17 protein-coding genes, 1 tRNA gene and 2 pseudogenes are annotated in these 21385 nt (G+C 63.2%); 6 read left to right on the forward strand and 14 right to left on the reverse strand.

Annotated features, from left to right (window positions below):
• Positions 1–233: 233 nt before the first annotated feature.
• The gene (locus HU750_RS21985) at positions 234–1481 is read left to right on the forward strand and encodes a glycosyltransferase family 4 protein (RefSeq protein WP_186682354.1); all 1248 of its coding nucleotides are present in this window, start codon (positions 234–236) and stop codon (positions 1479–1481) included.
• Here the strand turns inward: HU750_RS21985 and HU750_RS21990 are convergent.
• On the reverse strand, positions 1470–2657 hold the full coding sequence (locus tag HU750_RS21990) for a molybdopterin molybdotransferase MoeA (RefSeq protein WP_172960421.1): 1188 nt from the start codon (positions 2655–2657) through the stop codon (positions 1470–1472). The genes HU750_RS21985 and HU750_RS21990 overlap by 12 nt on opposite strands.
• 22 nt (positions 2658–2679) lie before the next feature.
• Positions 2680–3219 (reverse strand): molybdenum cofactor biosynthesis protein B, encoded by a 540-nt coding sequence (gene moaB / locus HU750_RS21995; protein ID WP_027596641.1) that lies wholly within the window; start codon positions 3217–3219, stop codon positions 2680–2682.
• Positions 3220–3404: 185 nt separating this feature from the next.
• On the opposite strand from moaB, the gene HU750_RS22000 reads away from it, so the two are divergent.
• Together HU750_RS22000 and HU750_RS22005 are read left to right on the forward strand one after the other, a co-directional pair.
• Positions 3405–3626: a YgdI/YgdR family lipoprotein gene (locus HU750_RS22000; protein WP_027596642.1), complete on the forward strand. Its 222-nt coding sequence runs from the start codon at positions 3405–3407 to the stop codon at positions 3624–3626.
• 81 nt (positions 3627–3707) lie between these two features.
• A tRNA-Pro gene (locus tag HU750_RS22005) sits at positions 3708–3784 on the forward strand.
• 181 nt (positions 3785–3965) lie between these two features.
• Here the strand turns inward: HU750_RS22005 and mqo are convergent.
• From mqo to HU750_RS22020, 4 genes and pseudogenes are all read right to left on the reverse strand, one after another.
• Positions 3966–5534 (reverse strand): malate dehydrogenase (quinone), encoded by a 1569-nt coding sequence (gene mqo, locus HU750_RS22010; RefSeq protein WP_186682355.1) that lies wholly within the window; start codon positions 5532–5534, stop codon positions 3966–3968.
• A 378-nt stretch (positions 5535–5912) separates the two neighbouring features.
• Complete coding sequence (locus HU750_RS27635; RefSeq protein WP_420876205.1) at positions 5913–6680, reverse strand: methyl-accepting chemotaxis protein; 768 nt, start codon at positions 6678–6680, stop codon at positions 5913–5915.
• Positions 6681–6845: 165 nt separating this feature from the next.
• Positions 6846–7631: pseudogene (locus tag HU750_RS27640) on the reverse strand (methyl-accepting chemotaxis protein); the annotation flags it as partial.
• A 92-nt stretch (positions 7632–7723) separates the two neighbouring features.
• Positions 7724–9495: pseudogene (locus HU750_RS22020) on the reverse strand (ABC transporter transmembrane domain-containing protein).
• A gap of 211 nt (positions 9496–9706) precedes the next feature.
• Here HU750_RS22020 and HU750_RS22025 point away from each other — a divergent pair.
• Entirely contained in the window at positions 9707–9880 is a 174-nt protein-coding gene (locus HU750_RS22025; RefSeq protein WP_186682357.1) for a PA1571 family protein, read from the forward strand.
• 53 nt (positions 9881–9933) lie between these two features.
• On the opposite strand, the gene pdxB is transcribed toward HU750_RS22025, so the two are convergent.
• The 3 genes from pdxB to rlmM form a co-directional block, all read right to left on the reverse strand.
• Positions 9934–11076, reverse strand: a complete 1143-nt coding sequence (gene pdxB / locus HU750_RS22030) for a 4-phosphoerythronate dehydrogenase PdxB (protein ID WP_186682358.1) — start codon at positions 11074–11076, stop codon at positions 9934–9936.
• 60 nt (positions 11077–11136) lie between these two features.
• On the reverse strand, positions 11137–11379 hold the full coding sequence (gene tusA / locus HU750_RS22035; protein WP_027596647.1) for a sulfurtransferase TusA: 243 nt from the start codon (positions 11377–11379) through the stop codon (positions 11137–11139).
• A gap of 74 nt (positions 11380–11453) precedes the next feature.
• The gene (rlmM, locus tag HU750_RS22040) at positions 11454–12518 is read right to left on the reverse strand and encodes a 23S rRNA (cytidine(2498)-2'-O)-methyltransferase RlmM (RefSeq protein ID WP_186682359.1); all 1065 of its coding nucleotides are present in this window, start codon (positions 12516–12518) and stop codon (positions 11454–11456) included.
• Between the two features lie 222 nt (positions 12519–12740).
• Between rlmM and acnA the strand changes: the two genes are divergently transcribed.
• A complete protein-coding gene (gene acnA, locus HU750_RS22045; RefSeq protein ID WP_186682360.1) occupies positions 12741–15485 on the forward strand; it encodes an aconitate hydratase AcnA in 2745 nt (914 codons plus the stop codon).
• A 531-nt stretch (positions 15486–16016) separates the two neighbouring features.
• Entirely contained in the window at positions 16017–17582 is a 1566-nt protein-coding gene (gene aer, locus HU750_RS22050) for a methyl-accepting chemotaxis protein Aer (RefSeq protein WP_027596650.1), read from the forward strand.
• A 135-nt stretch (positions 17583–17717) separates the two neighbouring features.
• Here the strand turns inward: aer and HU750_RS22055 are convergent, their stop codons facing one another.
• The 5 genes from HU750_RS22055 to HU750_RS22075 form a co-directional block, all read right to left on the reverse strand.
• The gene (locus HU750_RS22055) at positions 17718–18602 is read right to left on the reverse strand and encodes a pseudouridine synthase (RefSeq protein WP_186682361.1); all 885 of its coding nucleotides are present in this window, start codon (positions 18600–18602) and stop codon (positions 17718–17720) included.
• Between the two features lie 51 nt (positions 18603–18653).
• Positions 18654–18962 (reverse strand): hypothetical protein, encoded by a 309-nt coding sequence (locus HU750_RS22060; protein WP_027596652.1) that lies wholly within the window; start codon positions 18960–18962, stop codon positions 18654–18656.
• 72 nt (positions 18963–19034) lie between these two features.
• Positions 19035–19466: a D-Ala-D-Ala carboxypeptidase family metallohydrolase gene (locus HU750_RS22065; RefSeq protein WP_186682363.1), complete on the reverse strand. Its 432-nt coding sequence runs from the start codon at positions 19464–19466 to the stop codon at positions 19035–19037.
• Positions 19467–19574: 108 nt separating this feature from the next.
• The gene (locus tag HU750_RS22070) at positions 19575–19814 is read right to left on the reverse strand and encodes a glutaredoxin family protein (protein WP_099430055.1); all 240 of its coding nucleotides are present in this window, start codon (positions 19812–19814) and stop codon (positions 19575–19577) included.
• A 73-nt stretch (positions 19815–19887) separates the two neighbouring features.
• Positions 19888–21096 (reverse strand): ammonium transporter, encoded by a 1209-nt coding sequence (locus HU750_RS22075; RefSeq protein ID WP_027596654.1) that lies wholly within the window; start codon positions 21094–21096, stop codon positions 19888–19890.
• Between the last annotated feature and the right edge of the window lie 289 nt (positions 21097–21385).

A 21385-nucleotide genomic window follows, 5' to 3' on the forward strand; every position in this document is an offset into this window, starting at 1 on the left:
CTGGATTTCACCCATTTTTTACACGCCCGCAAATGCGCGGCTATGCTCAGGAAAGCCACCTTTGACAAGTATTTGACCCAGGTGAATATATCTAGAAAAAAGTCAAACTATTGACTTTTCATCACCTAAGTTCTGCTTCACCGACAGCCATGGACGCGCCCCAGCAGCAGTGATCGGCTGACTGCCGACGGGCGCGTCTTTTTATCCGCGATCTGTAACGAGGGTTCCGGGTCATGCGCATTCTCTGGACACTGCCCTACTTACCCTGGCCGACCACCAGCGGCGGCAAGACTCGGCAATACCACCTGCTGCGCGAACTTGCCCAGCGTGGCCACCGGATCACCCTGTTGGTGCAGTCCAAGATCCCCCTGAGCGATGCGGCCCGTGAAGCCCTTGAACCCTGGGTCGAACGCTTGATCGTGTTGCCCAGGCGCGCCCTGCACAGCCCACTCAACCTGCTGGCGTCACCGATCATCGACTATCCCATGCGGGCGATCATCAATGGCTTGGCGCCCTGCCTGAGGCACCGCTTCGAGCAACTGCTGGACGAACCCTGGGACGTCATCCAGATCGAGCACAGCTACAGTTTCCAGCCGTTCGAAAAAGCCCTGCAGGCACGCGGGCTGCCCTTCATGCTCAGCGAGCACACCCTGGAATCGGTGATGGGCGGCGCCTGCCATGACCGCCTGCCGCTGTGGCTGCGCCCGCTCAATGCATTCGACCGCTGGCGCTATCGGCGCTGGGAGCAGCGGGTGCTGCGCCAACCCAGCGAAGTGGTGGCGGTCAGCAGCCACGACGCCGAACTGATCGCCCAGATCAGTGGGCGCCCGGTAAATGTGGTGGTCAGTGGCGTGGACTGCGATTTCTACCAGCACGTGCAACCGGCGTTGCACAGCCAGCGTCTGCTGTTTGTCGGCAACTTCGAATATGGCTCGAACCTTGAGGCCATCGAATGGGCGCTGGAAGAGATCATGCCGCAGGTGTGGATGAGTAACCCGGCCGTGCGCCTGGCCATAGCCGGCCACGCCCTGCCAGCCAGCTGGAAGCTGCATTGGAACGACCCACGCATCGAGTGGGTCGGCTACCGCCCCGACCTGCGTGAACTGCAACGTCGCTCGGCACTGTTCTTCGCCCCACTGCTGTATGGCGGAGGGTCCAAGGTGAAGCTGCTCGAGGCGATGGCTGCGGGGCTGCCGGTCATCACCACCAGCAAGGGGGTATCAGGGCTGGCCGTGAACAACGGCGAACACTACTTGGGCAGTGACGATGGTGACCAACTGGCCCTGCTGATCACCCAACTGCTCAACCAGCCTTGGCGCATGGCCCAATTGAGCGAAGCCGGCCGGCAATTCGCCCGCCAACGTCACGATTGGAGCATTGCCGCCCAGCAATTGGAAAACGTGCACATGCGCCTCAGCCAGGTGCAACCCGCCAGCGCCACGCCACTGGCGGGCGGCTGGCTTGGGCGCTCAACCAAGTAGCTCGCTGAAGGGGATGAACGGCACACTGTCGCCCTGCTTCGGCGTACTGCCTTCACGTACCTCGACCAAGCCCTCGGCCCAGGCCGCGCTGCGCAGTACGCCAGAGCTCTGGTTTTTGTAGATGCGCACCTGGCCCTGCTCGATGCGTGCGCGCAGGTACTCGCGGCGCGTACCTGGCTTGGGCCAGTCGAAGCCCGCTGGCATGTCGAAGCGCAGCGGCGTGACATCAGCCACGCCCTGACGGCGCAACAGATACGGCCGGGTCAGCAACCCGAACGTGACCAGCGTGGACGCCGGGTTGCCCGGCAAACCGATCACCGGGACGCCACGAAAGTGCCCGAACGTGAGCGGCTTGCCCGGTTTGATCGCCAGCTTCCACAAGGCCAGCTCGCCGGCCTCGCGCAGGGCGGCACCCAGGTAATCAGCCTCGCCCACGGAAACGCCACCGGTGGACAGAATCAGGTCGACATCGCCCAATGCCGCCAGGCATTCACGGGTGCGCGCCAGGTCATCGGGCAAAATCCCCGCATCCCGCACCTCACAACCCAAGCGTTGCAGCCAGCTGACCAGCAAGCGGCGGTTGCTGTTGTAGATTTGCCCTGGCCCCAGGGGCAGGCCAGGCTCGATCAGCTCGTCACCGGTCGACAGCACTGCCACACGCACCTTGCGCACCACATCCAGACGGGCCTGGCCAAGGGTCGCAGCCAAGCCCAGCTCGATCGGGCCCAAGCGTGTACCGGCGCTCATTACCTGCTCGCCCTGGCGTGTTTCCTGGCCTTGCGGGCGAATGTTCTGGTCGACCTTCAGCGGTTCGAGGAAGCGCACCCGGCCATCGTCAGCCACTTCGGCGTTTTCCTGCATTTCGACGCAGTCGGCGCCAGCCGGCACCGGCGCGCCGGTGAAGATGCGGGCACAGGTACCCGGCTGCAGCGGCTGCGGCGCATGGCCGGCAAAAATCCGTTGGCTGACCGGCAAGGGCTCACCCTGCCAATCCGCCAGGCGCAGGGCATAGCCGTCCATGGCGCTGTTCGGCCAGGGCGGCAGGTCGAGCGAGGCCACCAGGTCACGCGCCAGCACGCGTCCCTCAGCGTCGGCCAGCGACACATTTTCGGTTTCCTGGATGGGTGCGGCTTCTGCCAAGGCCAGCAGCCGCGCCAATGCGTCTTCCACCGGCATCAGGGGCCGGGCCTGGGTAGACTCAACCACGGCTTTCACAGGCCGCTGCCTGCTTCAGGTGGGGCACGAAATTGCACGGGCGATGGCGGGCATCAAGCTGCTCGGCCAGGATGCCGTCCCAACCGGTGCGTACCGCATTGGTCGAGCCCGGTAAGCAGCACACCAGCGTGCCATTGGCCAGGCCAGCGAGGGCCCGCGATTGCACGGTGGAGGTGCCGATGTCGGCCACGGAAATCTGCCGGAACAGTTCACCGAAACCATCCACCTGTTTGTCCAGCAGGCAAGCCACGGCCTCCGGGGTGCTGTCGCGGCCGGTGAACCCAGTACCGCCGGTGATCAATACCACTTGCACTGCGTCATCGGCGATCCAGGTCGCGACCTGGGCGCGGATCTTGTACAGGTCGTCCTTGAGCAATACCCGCGATGCCAACTGGTGGCCGGCCGCAGTCAGGCGATCGACGAACAGCTGACCGGAGGTGTCATTGTCGAAGGTGCGCGTGTCGCTGACCGTCAACACGGCGATGTTCAGGGGCACGAAGGGGGTATCTGCCTTGGCTTTCATGGGGGTCCGTCACAAGAAGATGGGATGGCGCATTTATAACACAGCACCCCCCGATACAACCTCGTGCCCCTGTGGCTTGCCCTTGGTCAATACCCTGGCTTTACCGCTATGCTGCACTGGAAAGGAACTTGCGTGGACGCCCTGCGTCTTAAAGTCATCTAGCACTGTCGCACTGGAGAAACACGATGATTCAACGGACCCTTCCCGCCTTCCTGCTTGCCTTGGGCCTGGGCGCCCTCGCCGGCTGCGCATCGCCGACCGTCATTACCCTGAATGATGGCCGCGAGATCCAGGCAGTGGACACCCCGTCCTTTGACGAGGACTCTGGTTTCTACGAATTCGAGCAACTCGACGGCAAGCGTACGCGCCTGAACAAAGACCAGATTCGTACCGTCAAAGAGCTGTGATTCAGCCACCCTTTTTGGCAAACGCCCTTTTAACAACAAGGGCTTGCGTGCCAAAAAGGGATGCAGTAGGATTTCGTTCATCGGAGTGTAGCGCAGCCAGGTAGCGCGTCTCGTTCGGGACGAGAAGGCCGCAGGTTCGAATCCTGTCTCTCCGACCAAATCCTATTCAAAAAGCCCGCCTTGCGCGGGCTTTTTGTTGTGCGCGAGAAAATCCCCCTGACTTATAGGAGCAGCCTTGTGCTGCGAAGAGGCCGGCGCAGGCCTACCCATCAGTCGGCGTCTGTACCGGCCTCTTCGCAGCACAAGGCTGCTCCTACAGTCAGTGACCTGCAACGCTAGTTATTGCTCGGCTTGTACCGGCACATACAGCAGTTGCAGGCGCTCGCTGCTCCACGCTCGGGTCTGGTTGGTCAGCGCCAGGTCGTTGTTCAGCTTTTGCCCATAGCTGGGCACGATCTGCTTCAGCTTGGCCTGCCATTCAGGGGTCTTGAGGCGGTCCTTGAAGGTCTTCTCCAGCACGGTCAGCATGATTGGCGCGGCGGTCGAGGCGCCCGGAGAAGCCCCCAGCAGTGCAGCAATGCTGCCATCCTGGGCGGCGACCACTTCAGTACCAAACTGCAGCACGCCACCGAGCACGGGGTCCTTCTTGATCACCTGCACGCGTTGACCTGCCTGCAGCAGCTTCCAGTCTGCGTTCTTGGCATTGGGGAAGTACTCGCGCAACGCATTCATGCGGTCATCGAAGCTGAGCATCAACTGCCCCATCAGGTAAGTGCTCAGGTCGATGTTGTCGATGCCGGCGTTCACCATCGGCAGCACGTTATGGCTGTTCAGCGAAGCGAACATGTCCAGCAGCGAGCCCTGCTTGAGGTACTTGGTGGAGAAGGTCGCGAACGGCCCAAACAGCAACACTTGCTTGCCGTCGATCATCCGGGTGTCCAGGTGCGGGACCGACATCGGCGGTGCGCCGACCGAGACTTTGCCATACAACTTGGCCTGATGGCGTGCAACCACGTCCGGGTTATCCGTCATGAGGAATTGACCGCCCACCGGGAAGCCGGCATAGCCTTCGGCCTCGGGGATGCCCGATTTTTGCAGCAGCTTGAGCGCACCGCCCCCGGCACCGATGAACACGAACCGGGCATTGACCGCCACCTCGTGACCGCCCTTGGCCAGGTCGGCCACCACCACACGCCAGGTGCCATCGTCGTTGCGCACGATGTCACGCACTTCGTGGCTGAGGTTCAGGGTGACGTTGGGGTTGCGGGTCATCGACGCGAACAGTTGACGGGTGATCTCGCCGAAATTCACGTCGGTGCCGATTGCCATGCGCGTGGCGGCGACCTTCTGCGCAGGGTCGCGGCCTTCCATCACCAGCGGTGCCCAGTGGCGGATCTGCTCGTGGTCTTCGCTGATTTCCATGCCACGGAACAGCGAGCTGTGCTGCAGGGCAGCGACGCGTTTGTGGAGGAAGGCAATGTTGTCGTCACCCCAGACGAAGCTCATGTGCGGCACGTTGTTGATGAACGACTTCGGGTTGCTCAGCACGCCTTGCTCGACCTGGTAGGCCCAGAACTGCTTGGACACCTCGAACTGCTCGTTGACCCCCACGGCCTTGCTGATGTCGATGCTGCCATCCTTACCGACACTGGTGTAGTTCAGCTCGCAAAACGCGGAGTGGCCGGTGCCGGCGTTGTTCCAGGCGTTGGAGCTTTCTTCGGCGACCTGGTCCAGGCGCTCGTAGACGTCGACCTTCCAGTTCGGCTCAAGCTCCGTGAGGTAAGTGCCCAGGCTTGCACTCATGATGCCGCCGCCAATCAGCAGGACGTCGACGGTCTTTTCCGGCTCCGCGGGTTTGGAGCAGCCGATGACGCTCAGGCAAAGGAGCGTCAGCAGTATTTTTTTCATTAGCTCAATCCAATTGATGTGAAGGATTGGCAGTCGTTGGCCCCGGCGTGCACGCCCGGATGTTGTTGTTTTTTAGCTGGGTGTTTCGCGGGATCGGGGCACGATCGCCTCGGGCCGTGGCCCGGGCGCGCTTAAGCAGGGAATGTGCCAACCTGTCTTAGACCAATGGCTAAGGGGTGAGACAGCGGGTCGCATGGCGACAATCCGCCACACTTACGCCAGGTTCGCTACGTTGATGGCGGATTTCCCCGGGGCCGCTGCGCGCCCCATCGCCGGCAAGCCGGCTCCCACACCGACACTGGATTGCTTGAGACTTGCGCCATCCCTGTGGGAGCCGGCTTGCCGGCGATGGGCCGCGCAGCGGCCCTGAACAGCAGGTCAGGCCGTCAGCCGCGACGTCACTTCGCCCAACTGCCCCGACAACCCATGCAAACGCTGCCCAGCCTGTTCGGTCTGCTGCACCGCTTCTTGGTTAGTGGTGGCGATGCGGGTGATCTCGATCAGGTTGCGCGAAATATCCTCGGCCACACTGGTCTGCTCCTCCGCCGCCGTGGCGATCTGCCGGTTCATGTCGCGGATGGCCTCCACCGCCAAGGTGATGCGCTGCAACATCTGCCCGGCCTGCTGGACCTGCTCGGCCCCCTCTTCGCTGCGCTGCTGGCCACTTTCGATGGCTTTGACCGCCTCCACCGCACCCGACTGCACCGCCTCGATGATCTGGTTGATCTCGGCAATCGACGCGGCCGTGCGCTGGGCCAAACTGCGCACCTCGTCCGCCACCACCGCAAAGCCTCGTCCGGCCTCGCCCGCGCGGGCTGCTTCGATGGCCGCGTTGAGCGCCAGCAGGTTGGTCTGCTCGGCAATGCCACGGATGACTTCGAGCACCTTGCCGATCCGCGTACTGTCATGTTCCAGGTCGCGAATCACCGCCGCCGTGCCGGCGATTTCGCGGTTGACCACGCCAATGATGTCGATGGTCTGCTGCATCACCTGCTCACCAGCCTGTGCACTGTGGTCGGCATCATCGGCAGCGCGGGCGGCGTCGACGGCGTGGCGGGCCACTTCCTGGGCAGTGGCGGACATCTCATGCATGGCCGTCGCCACTTGGTCGGTGCGCTGGAACTGGTCATGCGTGCCGCGCGCCATGTCGGCGGCGATGCTGCGCAACTGGCCACTGGCGCCTTCCAGCTCTTGGGCGTTGTCCTGCAGCCGGCCGACGGTCTCGGCCAAGAAGTCACGCAGGGTATTGGCCGCCCGAGCCAAACGCCCCAGCTCATCCTCGCGGCGGCTGTCGACGCGGGCGCCGAAGCGGCCCTGGCTCAATTGCGCGACATAGTCGATCAACTGGCGGATCGGTTCGATCAGGCTGCGGTTGATCAGCCACAGGCTGAACAGGCCAACCAGTACCGCCGACGCCAGCATCACCAGCAGTCCCAGCCACACGGTGCGCTCGGCGCTGGCATTGATGGCCGCAGCCCGTTCACGGGCATCGCCGCGCAGTTGTTCGACCAGCTCGCTCATCTGTTCGCTGGCGGCACGGTCCACGCCCTTGACCGCCAGGTCGCCTGCTACCGGGTCGCCCCCTGCAGCGATAAACGCCTGGCGGCCCTGCGCATAGGCCTGGCCCAATTGCCGATGGCTATCTCGCAGCTGCTGCAAGGGGGCTTTGAGCCTAGTGTCACTGCTGTCGATCAATTGCCCCAGCAACTGCTGAACCTGCTGCTCGCGCGCCTGAAACTGCTGCCAATACTTGTCCAGCTCGGCGGGCTGGCGACCGCGTAACAGCACGTTCTTCCATTCCTGCACCTGGATCTTGAACTGCAGGTTGGCTTCATCGATCAATTGCGAAGCGCGCAGCGGGCCATCGACCAACTCGGCATAGCCACGCACGCTGGAAGACAAAAACTGGAAACACACCAAGGCGATCAGCAGCATGGCTGCCAGGCTGCCGCCAAGCAGGGCGAGAATTTGCACTCTGAGGGATTTACGCAACATCGCGGATCTCAAGACCAGTAGGGAAGGAACAGCGCACAACGGCAGCGCTGGGAAAGACACTCCATGTCCTCGTAGGCTGGCGTGCAAAAAAAAGGCTGCCATCGTTCGATAGCAGCCAGCTTGAGCACTTGCGCAACAGTTGAAGCCAATAGTGTCAGGCAATTCCTACAGAAATGTTACATAACCAAGACAGGCTAGCCTGTGGTGAACTGCAGCGAGGCCAGCCGGGCATACAGCGGGCTTTCTTCAATCAGCTGGCGATGTGTGCCAACTGCCACCACGCGCCCCTTGTCGATCACCGCGATGCGATCAGCGTGCTGCACCGTGGCCAGGCGGTGGGCAATCACCAGCGTGGTGCGACCGGCCATGAGGCTGGGAAGGGCTTGCTGAATCAGGTGTTCGCTTTGCGCGTCGAGGGCGCTGGTGGCCTCGTCCAGCAACAGGATCGGCGCATCTACCAGCAACGCACGGGCAATTGCCAAGCGCTGCCGCTGCCCGCCAGAAAGGCCAATGCCGCCCTCCCCCAGTTGCGTCTGGTAGCCCTGCGGCAATTGCTGGATAAACCCGTCGGCATGCGCACCACGGGCCGCTGCTTCGACTTCCGCCAGCGTTGCTTCTGGCCGGCCATAGCGAATGTTGGCCTCTACCGTGCCACGAAACAACGAAGGGTTCTGCGCCACCAGGGCGAACTGCCGGCGCAGCTCGGCGGGGTCGAGTTGGGTAATTGCCTGCCCGTCGAGCAGGATGCGCCCCTGCTGAGGGTCGTAAAACCGCAGCAGCAGGTCGAACAGGGTGGATTTGCCAGCGCCCGAAGGCCCGACCAGCGCCACGGTCTGCCCCGGCTCGATTGTCAGGCTCAGGCCGTCGATGGCAGCGACTGTGGGCCGTGACGGGTAGGCAAAGTGCACCTGCTGTAACTCGATATGCCCAGTCACACGGCCGTGCGGCAGCGAGGCCGCTACGTGGGGCGGCAGAATCACACTGCGCGCCGCCAACAGCTCGGCAATGCGCTCGGCCGCACCTGCGGCACGCTGCAGCTCGCCAATCACCTCGCTGAGGGTGCCGAAGGCGCTGCCGACGATCAGGCTATAGAACACGAAGGCGGCCAGTTCGCCTGCCGAAATACGCCCGGCGATCACGTCCATGCCACCGACCCAGAGCATGACGCCCACAGCGCCCAGTACCAGCACGATGACCAGGGTGATCAGCCAGGCGCGCTGGGCAATACGCTGCCTGGCCACGTTGAAGGCCGCCTCGACAGTGCCCGCGAACAGCTCGCGATCGAGCGGTTGGTGGTTGTAGGCCTGGACGGTCTTGATCTGCCCAAGGGTCTCGGCCACGTAGCTGCCGACATCTGCCACGCGATCCTGGCTCTGCCGCGACAGGCTGCGCACACGACGGCCAAACAACAGGATCGGTGCTAGCACCAGTGGCAAGGCCACGACCACGATGCTGGTCAGCTTGGGGTTGGTGATAAACAGCAGCACCCCCCCCCGATTACCATCAAGGCATTGCGCAGGAACATCGACAGCGAAGAGCCGATCACCGACTGCAACAACGTGGTGTCGGCCGTCAGCCGCGACTGGATCTCGGAGCTGCGGTTGTCCTCGAAAAAGCCTGGGTGCAGGCCGACCAGATGATCGAACACCGCGCGGCGAATATCAGCCACACAGCGCTCGCCTATCCATGAGACCAGGTAGAAGCGGCTGAACGTCCCTACCGCCAGTGCCAGCACCAGCAGCAGGAACAGGCCTATGGTCTGGTTGAGCTGGTGCGCGGAACGGGTCATGAAACCCTGGTCCACCAGCAGGCGAATGCCCTGCCCCATCGACAGCGTGATAGCAGCGGTGACCACCAAGGCCAGCAACGCCAGCAACGCCAGCAGCATCTGCCGGCGGTACGGGCGAACGAACTGCCAACTCAGGCGCAAAGCGCGACGTTGACCTGCAGAAACGGATTCGGGCATGGCGGCAACCAAAACGGCGAGGATGCAGCAGACTACCACTCATCGGCACGCGAGGAGCGCCCGAGGGTGGCTATAGCTTTTCGATCTAAACAGCCTCTGGAGCTTTAGCGCCGTTTCTGTTGGACTGTTTCTGCCGTGACGCCCAAGGGGCTGTCACTGGCCAGTCATCGCACAGGGTTACCCTGAGTTTGAACCTGATGAGGAGACCGATATGAGCTTGCAACATGGCAGCGACACCGCAAAACCGCAGAACACCCCGCAACCTCAGGCGTGCGGTTCGATCATCGACGCCCACGGGCGCGAGGTTCCGATCACCGAGCAGATGATCCAGAAAGCCTGCGAGAAGCTGGAACAAAGCCGGGTCGGAAAAGCCCAGAAGGGCTGATCGGCGAATTCATTACAACCCGGCGCGTGCGCCGGGTTTTTATTGCCCGTCACTCAGACCAACACCCCACCCAACGCACTGACCAACTGCGCCAGTTGCGGCGACTCGCCACGAATCCGCACCGCCAGCCCTTCGACCTCACGCCGCGGCGGATACTGCTTGCGCAACTGATCGAACGCCGCGCGCTGCTCGGCCGGGTCGTCGCTCAAGCTGCGGCGGAAGTCCGCGTCGTCACGGCGCGGGTCGTACACGGCGCGGCACAGGGTGGCCAAGGCCCAGGCCGGGTCGGTACTGGCATCGAGCTCGATCTGCGCCAGCGGCGGCTTGGGCAGCAGGTCGGCCAGGCTCACGCGCTCAGCTTGGCCGAGGAAGCGGCACAGCGCCTGATAGATCTGCGCCGTGCCACGCTGCCGGCCATCGAGGCTGTAGCCGGCGATGTGCGGCGACGCCAGCGTGCACAGGTCGGCCAGTTGCAGGTCGACCTGCGGTTCGCCTTCCCACACATCGAGCACGGCGTGCACGTCTTCACGGTCCAGCAGCAGCTCACGCAAGGCCGCGTTGTCCACCACCGGGCCACGGCTGGCGTTGATCAACCACGCGCCGGGGCGCAGCTGCGCCAGTTGCGCCTGGCCCAGCAGATGCCAGGTAGGGTGCTCGCCGCCGCGCTGCAAGGGGGTGTGCAGGCTGATGACATCGCACTGTTCCAGCACCGTCTCGAGGCTGACGTAATCGCCCCCTTCGGCGGCCTGACGCAGCGGGTCACACACCAGCACCTTCCAGCCCAGGCCATGCAGTACACGCACCAGGCGGCCACCGACCTCCCCTGCGCCCACTACGCCATACGTGCGCGCGGGCAGCGCCACACCGTCCAGCTCGGCCAGGGTCAGCAGGCTGCCCAGCACGTAGTCCACTACACCGCGGGCATTACAGCCCGGCGCGCTGCTCCAGTGGATACCCGCTTCGGCAAAGTAGTCCAGGTCGAGGTGGTCGGTGCCGATGGTGCAAGTGCCGACAAAACGCACCCGGCTGCCTTCGAGCAGTTGGCGGTCGACCTTGGTCACCGAACGCACCAGCAGTACGTCGGCGTCCTTGACGCTGGCGGCATCGAGGCTTCTGCCCGGATAGCGGCGGATCTCGCCGAAACCTTCAAAGAAGGCATCGAGCAGCGGAATGTTCTCGTCGGCAACTATCAGCATGGCGCTCTCCTGTCAGGGGAACGCAGTGTAGGCGCTACGCGCGGCGTGTTCCAGAGCGGGTCAGTCGGCTTTCTTGCGGATCCAGTACAGGAAGGTGCCCGCATCCTCTTGCTGCTGCAGCAGCTCGTGGCCGAGGAAGTTGCAGAACTTGGGGATATCGCGGCGGGTCGACGGGTCGGTGGCGATGACCTTGAGCAGGCCACCAGCAGCCAGGTCCCGGACGTGCTGGTGCAGCATCATCACAGGCTCCGGGCAGTTCAGGCCGGTGGCATCGAGGACGGCGTCGGGGGTGAAGTCAGTCATGGGTGGCTCCAAAAATGATCGTCATTGTCGCGCATCGTGCGGCGCGGACCAAGGGCCACGCGCCGCACCTGCACTCAACGCGGCTTCAGGTCCAGCCTGCGCAGGTGGCAGGTCACTTCCTCACGGTCGTGATACAGCTGCTTGCAGGCGATCGAAACCCGGATCTTGCGCGCCTTGAACGTGGCTTCCATGCGGTCGAGCAGGCGCCGCACCTCGGCGTAACGCTGCTTCATCGGCAGTTTGAGGTTGACCACCGCCTCGCGGCACAGGCCTTCCCCCAGCCAGGTCTCGATCAGCGAAGTGGTCCGCGCCGGCTTCTCGACGATGTCGCAAACCATCCAGTCCACCGGCTGCTTCGGCTGCCAGGTAAACCCATCTGCCATCAGGTGCTGGACCAGCCCGGTGTCCATCAGACTTTCGGCCATCGGGCCGTTGTCGATGGCGGTGACCAGCATGCCGCGGCGCACCAGCTGGTAGGTCCAGCCACCCGGCGAGGCGCCGAGATCGACCCCGGTCATGTCGTCGCCCAGGCGCTGCTCCCACTGCTCGCGGGGGATGAACTGGTGCCAGGCTTCTTCCAGCTTGAGGGTTGAACGGCTGGGCGCCTCACGGGGAAACTTCAGGCGCGGGATGCCCATCGGCCAGAGGGCGCTGTTGTTGCCTGCGGCCAGGCCAACAAACACGCGCCGGCCAGTGATGAAGGTCAGCAACAGCCGCGGGCGGCTGGCGTCTTCAACCAGGCGGCCGGCCTTTTCCAGGGCCTTGCGCAGGGGCACTTCGAATTTGCGGCAGAACGTCGACAGTTCCTTGCCGTCGTTGCTGTCGAGCACCTCCAGCCACAGGCTGCCGAAGACAGGCAGGTGGGCCAGGTGCTCCAGCAACACGCTGATGCGGTCGCTCTCTGGCAACTCGACATAACCGCCACGGGCCCACTGACGCGGGAAGATCAGCTCAGCGAAGCGCAGTTCCCCCATCAGTCGCTCGGCGCCGTTGGCCTCGGTGCAGACAAACTCGGCGCTGGCGCTCTGCGGTTTGCCTTTGGCATAGCCGGCAACCCCCAGGCGGGCAGCGTGTTCGCTGATTTCGGCGCAGACCTCGCCCTCGAAACCGGGCCGGCAATGCATGAACAGGGTACTCATCTCTCACTCCACTACGGCGGGCGCGCAACAGGCGCCGGCAGGGCGGCGATAATAAAGGAAGTTCGGAACCTGCGACACGTCCCGCCGGTCCAGAAAAGGGTCAGCCAAGCCAAACCGGTCTAACCTGACCATTCAGCCAGGTCCGTACCGTGCGGATCGAAACAGAGCGGTGACACCGGCAAACACCCGATTTGCCGGGCACCGGCGCAGAAGGAGTTGGCAATGCCCTCGCTCGATAGCCTGAACACGCTCAAAACCCTCAAGGTCGATGACCTTACGTATCACTATTACAGCCTTACCGAGGCCGCCCGCCAGCTGGGCGACCTGCAACGCCTGCCCATGTCGCTGAAAGTGTTGCTGGAAAACCTGCTGCGCTGGGAGGACGGCAAGACCGTCACCGGCGATGACCTGCGCGCCATCGCCCAATGGCTGGAGGCGCGCCGCTCCGACCGGGAAATCCAGTACCGGCCGGCCAGGGTGCTGATGCAGGACTTCACCGGCGTGCCCGCCGTGGTCGACCTGGCGGCCATGCGTGCCGCCATGGCCAAGGCCGGTGGCGACCCGCAGCGGATCAACCCGCTGTCGCCGGTCGACCTGGTGATCGACCACTCGGTGATGGTCGACCGCTACGCCACCCCGGAGGCCTTCACCCAGAACGTCGACATCGAGATGCAGCGCAATGGCGAACGCTATGCCTTTTTGCGCTGGGGCCAGAACGCCTTCGACAACTTCCGCGTCGTGCCGCCGGGCACCGGCATCTGCCACCAGGTCAACCTGGAATACCTGGGCCGCACCGTCTGGACCCGCGACGAAGACGGCCGCACCTACGCCTTCCCAGACACCCTGGTCGGCACCGATTCGCACACCACCATGATCAACGGCCTGGGCGTGCTGGGCTGGGGTGTTGGCGGCATCGAGGCCGAGGCGGCCATGCTCGGCCAGCCGGTGTCGATGCTGATCCCGGAAGTGATCGGCTTCAAACTCACCGGCAAGCTGCGTGAAGGCATCACCGCCACCGACCTGGTGCTGACCGTGACACAAATGCTGCGCAAGAAGGGCGTGGTGGGCAAGTTCGTCGAATTCTACGGCGACGGCCTGGCCGACCTGCCCCTGGCCGACCGCGCCACCATCGCCAACATGGCCCCCGAGTATGGTGCCACCTGCGGCTTCTTCCCGGTCGACGAGGTGACCCTTGACTACCTGCGGCTTTCTGGCCGCCCGAAGGCAACGGTGCAACTGGTCGAGCAGTACTGCAAAGCACAAGGCCTGTGGCGCCTGCCAGGCCAGGAACCGCTGTTCAGCGACACGCTGGCGCTGGACATGGACGAGGTCGAGGCCAGCCTGGCCGGGCCCAAGCGCCCTCAGGACCGCGTCGCCCTGGGCCAGGTCAGCCAAGCGTTCAACCACTTCATCGAACTGCAGCCCAAGCCGCTGGCCAAGGAAGTCGGCCGCCTGGAAAGTGAAGGCGGCGGCGGTGTGGCGGTGGGCAACGCCGACCAGGCGGGCGAAATCGACTACAGCCACGCAGGCCAAACCCACACCCTGCGTGATGGCGCGGTGGTGATCGCCGCGATCACCTCGTGCACCAACACCTCCAACCCAAGCGTGATGATGGCCGCCGGGCTGGTGGCGAAAAAGGCCCTGGAAAAAGGCCTGCAGCGCAAACCTTGGGTCAAGAGCTCGCTGGCCCCTGGCTCAAAGGTGGTCACCGACTACTTCGAGGCAGCCGGGCTGACGCCGTACCTGAATGAGTTGGGCTTTGACCTGGTGGGCTATGGCTGCACCACTTGCATCGGCAACTCCGGCCCACTGGATGAGGCGATCGAGAAAGCCATTGGCAGCGCCGACCTGACCGTGGCCTCGGTGCTCTCGGGTAACCGTAACTTCGAGGGCCGCGTGCACCCGCTGGTCAAGACCAACTGGTTGGCGTCGCCGCCGCTGGTGGTGGCCTATGCCCTGGCCGGTAGCGTGCGCGTGGACCTTACCCGCGATTCACTGGGTACCGGCAAGGACGGCAAGCCGGTGTACCTGCGCGACATCTGGCCCAGCCAACAGGAAATCGCCGCCGCCGTGGCCAAGGTCGACACCGCGATGTTCCACAAGGAGTACGCCGAAGTCTTCGAGGGCGATGCACAGTGGCAGGCCATCGAGGTGCCGCAAGCGGCCACCTACGTCTGGCAGGACGCGTCCACCTACATCCAGCACCCGCCGTTCTTCGACGGCATTGGCGGGCCACCGCCAGCGATCAAGGACATCCAAGGGGCACGCATCCTGGCCCTGCTGGGCGACTCGGTCACCACCGACCACATCTCCCCGGCCGGCAACATCAAGGCCGACAGCCCTGCCGGGCGCTACCTGCGCGACAAGGGTGTGGAGCCGCGGGACTTCAACTCCTATGGTTCGCGGCGGGGCAACCATGAGGTGATGATGCGCGGTACGTTCGCCAACATCCGTATCCGCAACGAGATGCTCGCGGGCGAGGAAGGCGGCAACACCTTGTACGTGCCCACGGGTGAAAAACTGTCGATCTACGATGCCGCCATGCGCTATCAGGCAGAAGGCACGCCGCTGGTGGTGATCGCCGGCCAGGAATACGGCACCGGCTCCAGCCGCGACTGGGCCGCCAAAGGGACCAACCTGCTGGGGGTCAAAGCAGTGCTGGCGGAAAGCTTCGAGCGTATCCACCGTTCAAACCTGGTGGGCATGGGCGTGCTGCCGTTGCAGTTCAACACCGGGCACGATCGTAAGCAACTGGCGTTGACCGGAAAAGAGAAGATCGATGTGCTGGGCCTGAACGACGCGCACATTCGACCGGGCATGAGCCTGAAACTGCGCATCACTCGTGAGGACGGGCAACAGGAGCAGATCGACGTGCTGTGCCGGATCGATACCTTGAATGAGGTCGAGTACTTCAAGGCCGGGGGGATCTTGCATTACGTGTTACGTCAGCTGATTGCTGGGGGGTAGGTATGACGGTGGTTCTGCGGCGCTCTTGAGATCGAGCGCCGCCCGCGCGGCGCATCGCGAGCAACGCTCGCTCCTACGTTTGTTTCGGGCCAATTATTCCTGGGGCAACCGCGCGCGACCGCCTTGTTTGTTCGACGCGATATCGCGCCATGCGCCAAGGCGGTCGCGCGCGGCTGTCACAGGCGTTATTTGCCAAAAACAAACGTAGGAGCGAGCGTTGCTCGCGATGCGCCGCACGGGCGGCGCTCGATCTCACAGGCGACAACGCTCTGCTGGCATACACACTACACCCCCTCCCCAATCACGCACCACTAGGATGCTGGCTCTTTGCCGCCCACTAAGTCATCATCCGACCCGCTCGTCATTAATTAGCAATAATGCCGCTATCTTCATCGAAATCAGCCGCTCCCTAGCGCAAATCAGAAGATGGCTCATTGCCACAAATCAAGCAGATTAAATATCCATTCAATAAAACCAGTGGCTTGCCGATACCTCATCAAAGCCTTGCGGATTCTTGCGGATTACCCACCCATGCGTAACAACCAGCCGATTACCCAGAGAGAACGGACTTTCCCTGCCCAGCAGCGGTTGATCTCCACCACCAACGCCAAGGGCGTGATCAGCTACTGCAATGACGCGTTCATCGACATCAGTGGCTTTACCCGCGAGGAGCTGACCGGCGCGCCGCACAACCTGGTGCGTCACCCTGACGTGCCGGCCGCGGTGTTTGCCCACATGTGGCAGACCCTCAAGCAAGGCCAGCCGTGGATGGGCATCGTCAAGAACCGCTGCAAGAACGGTGACCACTACTGGGTCAACGCTTATGTCACGCCGGTTTTCGACAACAACCAGGTGGTCGGCTTCGAGTCGGTGCGGGTCAAGCCCACCGCCGAACAGATCCGCCGTGCCGAAGCGCTTTACCAGCGCCTCAACCAGGGCAAGTCGGCGGTGCCACGTCGCGATCAGTGGCTGCCGATTCTGCAGGACTGGCTGCCGTTCATCCTGGTCAGCCAGGTGGGCTTCCTGATCGGCAACTGGCTGGGCCACTCCTGGGGCTTTGGCCTGGCCGCCGCCCTGTCGGTACCACTCGGCCTGCTCGGGCTGACCTGGCAACAGCGTGGCCTCAAGCGCCTGCTACGGCTGGCCGAGCAAACCACCTCCGACCCGCTGATCGCGCAGATGTATACCGACAGCCGTGGGGTTCAGGCCCGCCTGGAAATGGCCATGCTCAGCCAGGATGCACGCATGAAGACCTGCCTGACGCGGCTGCAGGACAGTGCCGAACACCTCAGCGAACAGGCACGGCAATCCGACGCCCTGGCCCACCAGAGCTCATCCGGGCTGGAGCGCCAACGCGTGGAAACCGAACAAGTGGCAGCCGCCGTCAACCAAATGGCCGCCACCACCCAGGAAGTGGCCAACCACGTACAGCGCACCGCCGACGCCACCCAGGAAGCCAATCGCCTGACCAGCCAGGGCCGGCAGATTGCCGGTGAGACCCGCGAAGCCATCGAGCGCTTGTCGGCCGCCGTGGGTGAAACTGGCCAGACGGTGACGCAATTGGCCAAGGACAGTGACGAAATCGGCGGTGTGGTCGATGTGATCAAAGGCATCGCCGACCAGACCAACTTGCTGGCACTGAACGCTGCCATCGAAGCGGCCCGCGCCGGTGAGATGGGCCGTGGCTTTGCCGTCGTGGCCGATGAAGTACGCCAGTTGGCCCAGCGCACCGCCGAGTCCACCGGGCAGATCCACAACCTGATCGCCAAGCTGCAGCAGACCGCCAGCAATGCGGTGCTGACCATGGAAACCGGCCATCGCCAGGCGCAGGAAGGGGTCGACCGGGTGATGCAGGCCGATGAGGCTTTGGTCGGGATCAGCGAAGCGGTGGCCAACATCACCGACATGGCGACCCAGATCGCCGCCGCTACCGAAGAGCAGACCGCTGTGGCCGACGAGATCAGCCGCAACATCAGCACCATCGCCACCCTGGCCGACCAGACCGCCGAACAGGCACAGCACTCGGCACAGCTCAGCGAAGAGCTGACCAGCACGGCGGGGAGCCAGTACTCGCTGGTGGAGCGCTTCAACCGCTGAGACGCTGCGCTTTTGTAAGAGCAGCCTTGTGCTGCGAAGAGGCCGGTGTGGGCTGCAGATACCTGCCCTGCCTGTACCGGCCTCTTCGCAGCGCAAGGCTGCTCCTACAGAGACCGCGGATAGCAGGTTGGGGCGTTACCAGTCCAGGCGCAACCGGGTCTCGAAGTAGCGCTCTTCCCCCGTCAACGGGTCATCAAAACGCAAGCTCTGCGCCAGCAACTTCAACGGCTTTTGGTAATCGTCTTCGACCTGGAGCAGTTCGGGGTAGAACGGGTCGTTGCAGATCGCCGCCCCCAACGCCGCCATGTGTACACGCAACTGATGGGTCTTGCCGGTTACAGGCGACAAACCGTAACGCCACAAATCGCCCTGCGTTTCCAGCACTTGGGCAAAGGTTTCGCTGTTGTCCGCGCCCTCGACCTCATGCATGCGAAAAAACGGCTCGCCATGCACCAGACGGCTTTTATGCACTAGCGGGAAATCATGCTGCGGCATGGCTGCGGCGATGGCCTGGTAGCGCTTATCGATCCGTCGCTCGGGGAACAAGCGCTGATACGCACTGCGAGTCTGCGGATTGGCAGAAAACAGGACCAGCCCTGCGGTATGCCGGTCGATGCGGTGCAATGGCACCAGGTGCGGATTGTCCAGGCGCCGGATCAGCCGGCGCAACAGGGTCTGCTCGACGTATTCACCGGTGGGGGTAACCGGCAGAAAATGCGGTTTATCAGCGACCACCAAATGCTCATCCACGTGCAGGACGGCCTCCTGCACAGGGATAGGCCGCTCGTTCGGCACCTCGCGAAAATAATGCAAGCGCATGCCACGTCGGTAAGCCAGTTCGGCAGGGATGGCCTGCCCCTGGGCATCCAGCACCCGGCCACGGGCAAAGCGGTCAAGCCACTGCGCACGATCAATGGCCTTGAAATGGTCACACAGGCAATCGAGCACCGTCGCCCAGTTGCCGGGGGGCAGGCACACCGTGCTGGCTTGCTGGCGGGCGGGGTCGAAAGGCGGGGTCATGGCAGCGCTCGAAAGGTACAAGGCCGCGCATTATCCCCCAAGCCCGCCACCTCAACCAGCCTGATCCCGCGCCTCGCTGCGCTCCTTCAACCAGCGCAGCACCTGCACCGCCTCCCAGCGGCCGGGGTCATACAAGGCATACAACAACCCCTGATAACCCACCACATCCAGCCCCCGGTGGTAGCCGGCACGCTGGAACAACGCCTCGATTTCGGCAAAACAGGTGTTGAAGTGGACCTTGCCGAACGGTGTACGGTCATCGGTCACCAGGCCCTCGAGGCGCAGTTCCAGAACGGCGTCGCACACCCGCTCGACAGGCATGCGGTTGACGCTGTACTTGAGTTGCTCGACGTTGAGCATGGCTTTACCCCGGATACTGTATTTATATACAGCATACGGACTTGCCCTCGTCGTCGTCAATTCACCCTCGGCTCATTGCAGCCCCGGCAGGTACCCCGTGCCCTTACGAATGGTCAGCACTTGGCGCCGTGGGGTGCCATTGACCACGGACAGATGCACCCACCGGTCAAACTCCAGGATCAACTGGTCGAAAGGCACGTCGCTGTCGCAGATCTTGCGTACCGCCTCCCGCGGGCTGACTTTAATCACTGTGAAGTCGGCCGCCAGCCCCAGCACATGCTGACTGGTCGGTGAACCGCCGATACGCCGGTTGAGTGCACTGCTGCGGTAACCGCTGCTGACGATAACCGGTGTGCCGAACAGCGCGCGTATCCTTTCAAGCGCGCCACACAGCACCTGCAAATTGGCCAGTGCCTCGGGCGTTGGGGTGTTGTCGAGCCCTTCCCTTGCGGCAATTTGTGAAACGGTCATCTCATCCAGGGTGAAATGAGGGGTAATGAACATGGTTGAATTCTCGATGACAGTGTAAGGACACCGGCAGCAGTGCGCCGGCACCTGATCATCGACCTGCAGTCTCAACCATGGCGTGAGGCAATCATTCCCCTGATGCCTTCACGGCGCGAGAAACGTCACCACTTGCTCGGCATCGAACGGCCAGTGCAGCTCAGCGCCGGTGTCACACCGCCGCAGCACGGGAATGATCAGGCCGTAGCGCTCGAACATGGCCTCGTTATCGGCAATGTCGACCAGTTCCACCAACAGGCCATGGTCGACGAAAGGCATCAGCACGGCCTCGGCCACTTCGCACAGGTGGCAGCCGAGGGTGCCGAACAGTTGGCATTCAGGCAGCATGGGGGCGGGTCTCGGTTTGGCTTTGGAAAAGCCTATTCTAGGTCTGTACCGCCCTGCGCGCACCTGACCTCGCTCAATCCTGACTGGTTGCACCGATGCGGTGCAGCGACAGGTCCGCGCCCTGGAACTCCTGCTCGTGGCTCAAGCGCAAGCCGTGCACTGCGCGGATTGCACCGTAGATGGTAAAGCCCCCCAGCAATGCCACCAGCACACCCATCAAGCTGCCCAGTAATTGGCTGACCAGGCTCACGCCACCCATGCCACCCAGCGCCGCCTGGCCGAACACGCCGCAGGCAATGCCACCCCACACGCCACACAGGCCGTGCAACGGCCACACGCCCAGCACGTCGTCGATTTTCCAGCGGTTCTGCGCCGCGGTAAAACTCCAGACGAACAGCACCCCGGCCACCAGGCCGGTGGCCAGCGCGCCAATCGGGTGCATCAGGTCGGAGCCAGCACAAATCGCCACCAGCCCGGCCAGCGGCCCGTTATGCAAGAACCCTGGGTCATTACGCCCGGCCAGCAGCGCCGCCAAGGTGCCCCCGACCATGGCCAGTAACGAGTTGATCGCCACCAGGCCGCTGACCCCCTGTAAGGTCTGGGCGCTCATGACATTGAAGCCGAACCAGCCAATGATCAGGATCCACGACCCCAGCGCCAGGAACGGAATGCTCGACGGTGCGAAGGCCACCAGGCGCCCATCGCGGTACCGCCCGCGCCGGGCGCCCAGCAGCACGACAGCGGCCAGTGCCAGCCAGCCGCCCATGGCATGCACCACGACGGAACCAGCAAAGTCATGGAACGGCGCGCCAAAGCGTGCCTGCAGCCAAGCCTGCACACCCAGGTTGCCGTTCCACACCACGCCTTCGAAGAACGGGTAGACAAACGCCACGATCAACGCCGTGGCACACAGCTGCGGGACAAAACGCGCCCGCTCGGCAATCCCTCCAGAGATGATCGCCGGGATGGCCGCCGCGAACGTCAACAGAAAGAAGCATTTGACCAGCGCATAGCCATGGTCGGCTGCCAGTGCCGTCGCCGGCTGGAAGAAGTTCACGCCATAGGCGATCCAGTAGCCGATGAAGAAGTACACCAAGGCCGAGATAGCAAAGTCGCTGAGAATCTTCGACAAAGCATTCACCTGGTTCTTGTGCCGCACGGTGCCCACTTCGAGAAAAGCGAAGCCAGCATGCATGGCCAGCACCAGAATGGCGCCCATGAGGATGAACAGGGTATTCGAACCGTGGACCAGAGAGTCCATCGCGCTGTGCATGTGTTCCATGAAATAGGCAGACCTGCTGAAATGGCACCAGGACAGTTCAAGAACCTGCATCCCTGCACCGAATCGGTGCCAGCCCCCTGCCCTATTGGATGACATGGGCGAGGCCTGCGTGGTTTTTTCTTGGGTTTGTCGTGGATTGGGTTAAGGTTTAACGGTACACGTCACGCAGGGTGCCCTGAATCGGCGCAATGCCCGCCGGTGGCGCCCCGCAACGTGGCAAAGACTTAGCAAAGCCCATACCAGCACAGGCACTTGAACCTTCCGCGCGTGCTATCACTCGAACTACCAT

Origin of the sequence: Pseudomonas sp. SWRI50, assembly GCF_014269095.1 — a bacterium.
Lineage (GTDB): Bacteria > Pseudomonadota > Gammaproteobacteria > Pseudomonadales > Pseudomonadaceae > Aquipseudomonas > Aquipseudomonas kermanshahensis.

Bases quoted from the DNA above. Each gene is read 5' to 3' on its own strand.
- HU750_RS22065 (WP_186682363.1), bottom strand. From the start codon at position 19,466: ATGTTCATTACCCCTCATTTCACCCTGGATGAGATGACCGTTTCACAA.
- HU750_RS22070 (WP_099430055.1), bottom strand. From the start codon at position 19,814: ATGCTGCCTGAATGCCAACTGTTCGGCACCCTCGGCTGCCACCTGTGC.
- HU750_RS22000 (WP_027596642.1), top strand. From the start codon at position 3,405: ATGATTCAACGGACCCTTCCCGCCTTCCTGCTTGCCTTGGGCCTGGGC.
- moaB (WP_027596641.1), bottom strand. From the start codon at position 3,219: ATGAAAGCCAAGGCAGATACCCCCTTCGTGCCCCTGAACATCGCCGTG.
- HU750_RS27635 (WP_420876205.1), bottom strand. From the start codon at position 6,680: ATGGCGCGCGGCACGCATGACCAGTTCCAGCGCACCGACCAAGTGGCG.
- rlmM (WP_186682359.1), bottom strand. From the start codon at position 12,518: ATGAGTACCCTGTTCATGCATTGCCGGCCCGGTTTCGAGGGCGAGGTC.
- mqo (WP_186682355.1), bottom strand. From the start codon at position 5,534: ATGAAAAAAATACTGCTGACGCTCCTTTGCCTGAGCGTCATCGGCTGC.
- HU750_RS21985 (WP_186682354.1), top strand. From the start codon at position 234: ATGCGCATTCTCTGGACACTGCCCTACTTACCCTGGCCGACCACCAGC.
- aer (WP_027596650.1), top strand. From the start codon at position 16,017: ATGCGTAACAACCAGCCGATTACCCAGAGAGAACGGACTTTCCCTGCC.
- HU750_RS22055 (WP_186682361.1), bottom strand. From the start codon at position 18,602: ATGACCCCGCCTTTCGACCCCGCCCGCCAGCAAGCCAGCACGGTGTGC.
- HU750_RS22075 (WP_027596654.1), bottom strand. From the start codon at position 21,096: ATGGAACACATGCACAGCGCGATGGACTCTCTGGTCCACGGTTCGAAT.
- acnA (WP_186682360.1), top strand. From the start codon at position 12,741: ATGCCCTCGCTCGATAGCCTGAACACGCTCAAAACCCTCAAGGTCGAT.
- HU750_RS22060 (WP_027596652.1), bottom strand. From the start codon at position 18,962: ATGCTCAACGTCGAGCAACTCAAGTACAGCGTCAACCGCATGCCTGTC.
- tusA (WP_027596647.1), bottom strand. From the start codon at position 11,379: ATGACTGACTTCACCCCCGACGCCGTCCTCGATGCCACCGGCCTGAAC.
- pdxB (WP_186682358.1), bottom strand. From the start codon at position 11,076: ATGCTGATAGTTGCCGACGAGAACATTCCGCTGCTCGATGCCTTCTTT.
- HU750_RS22025 (WP_186682357.1), top strand. From the start codon at position 9,707: ATGAGCTTGCAACATGGCAGCGACACCGCAAAACCGCAGAACACCCCG.
- HU750_RS21990 (WP_172960421.1), bottom strand. From the start codon at position 2,657: ATGCCGGTGGAAGACGCATTGGCGCGGCTGCTGGCCTTGGCAGAAGCC.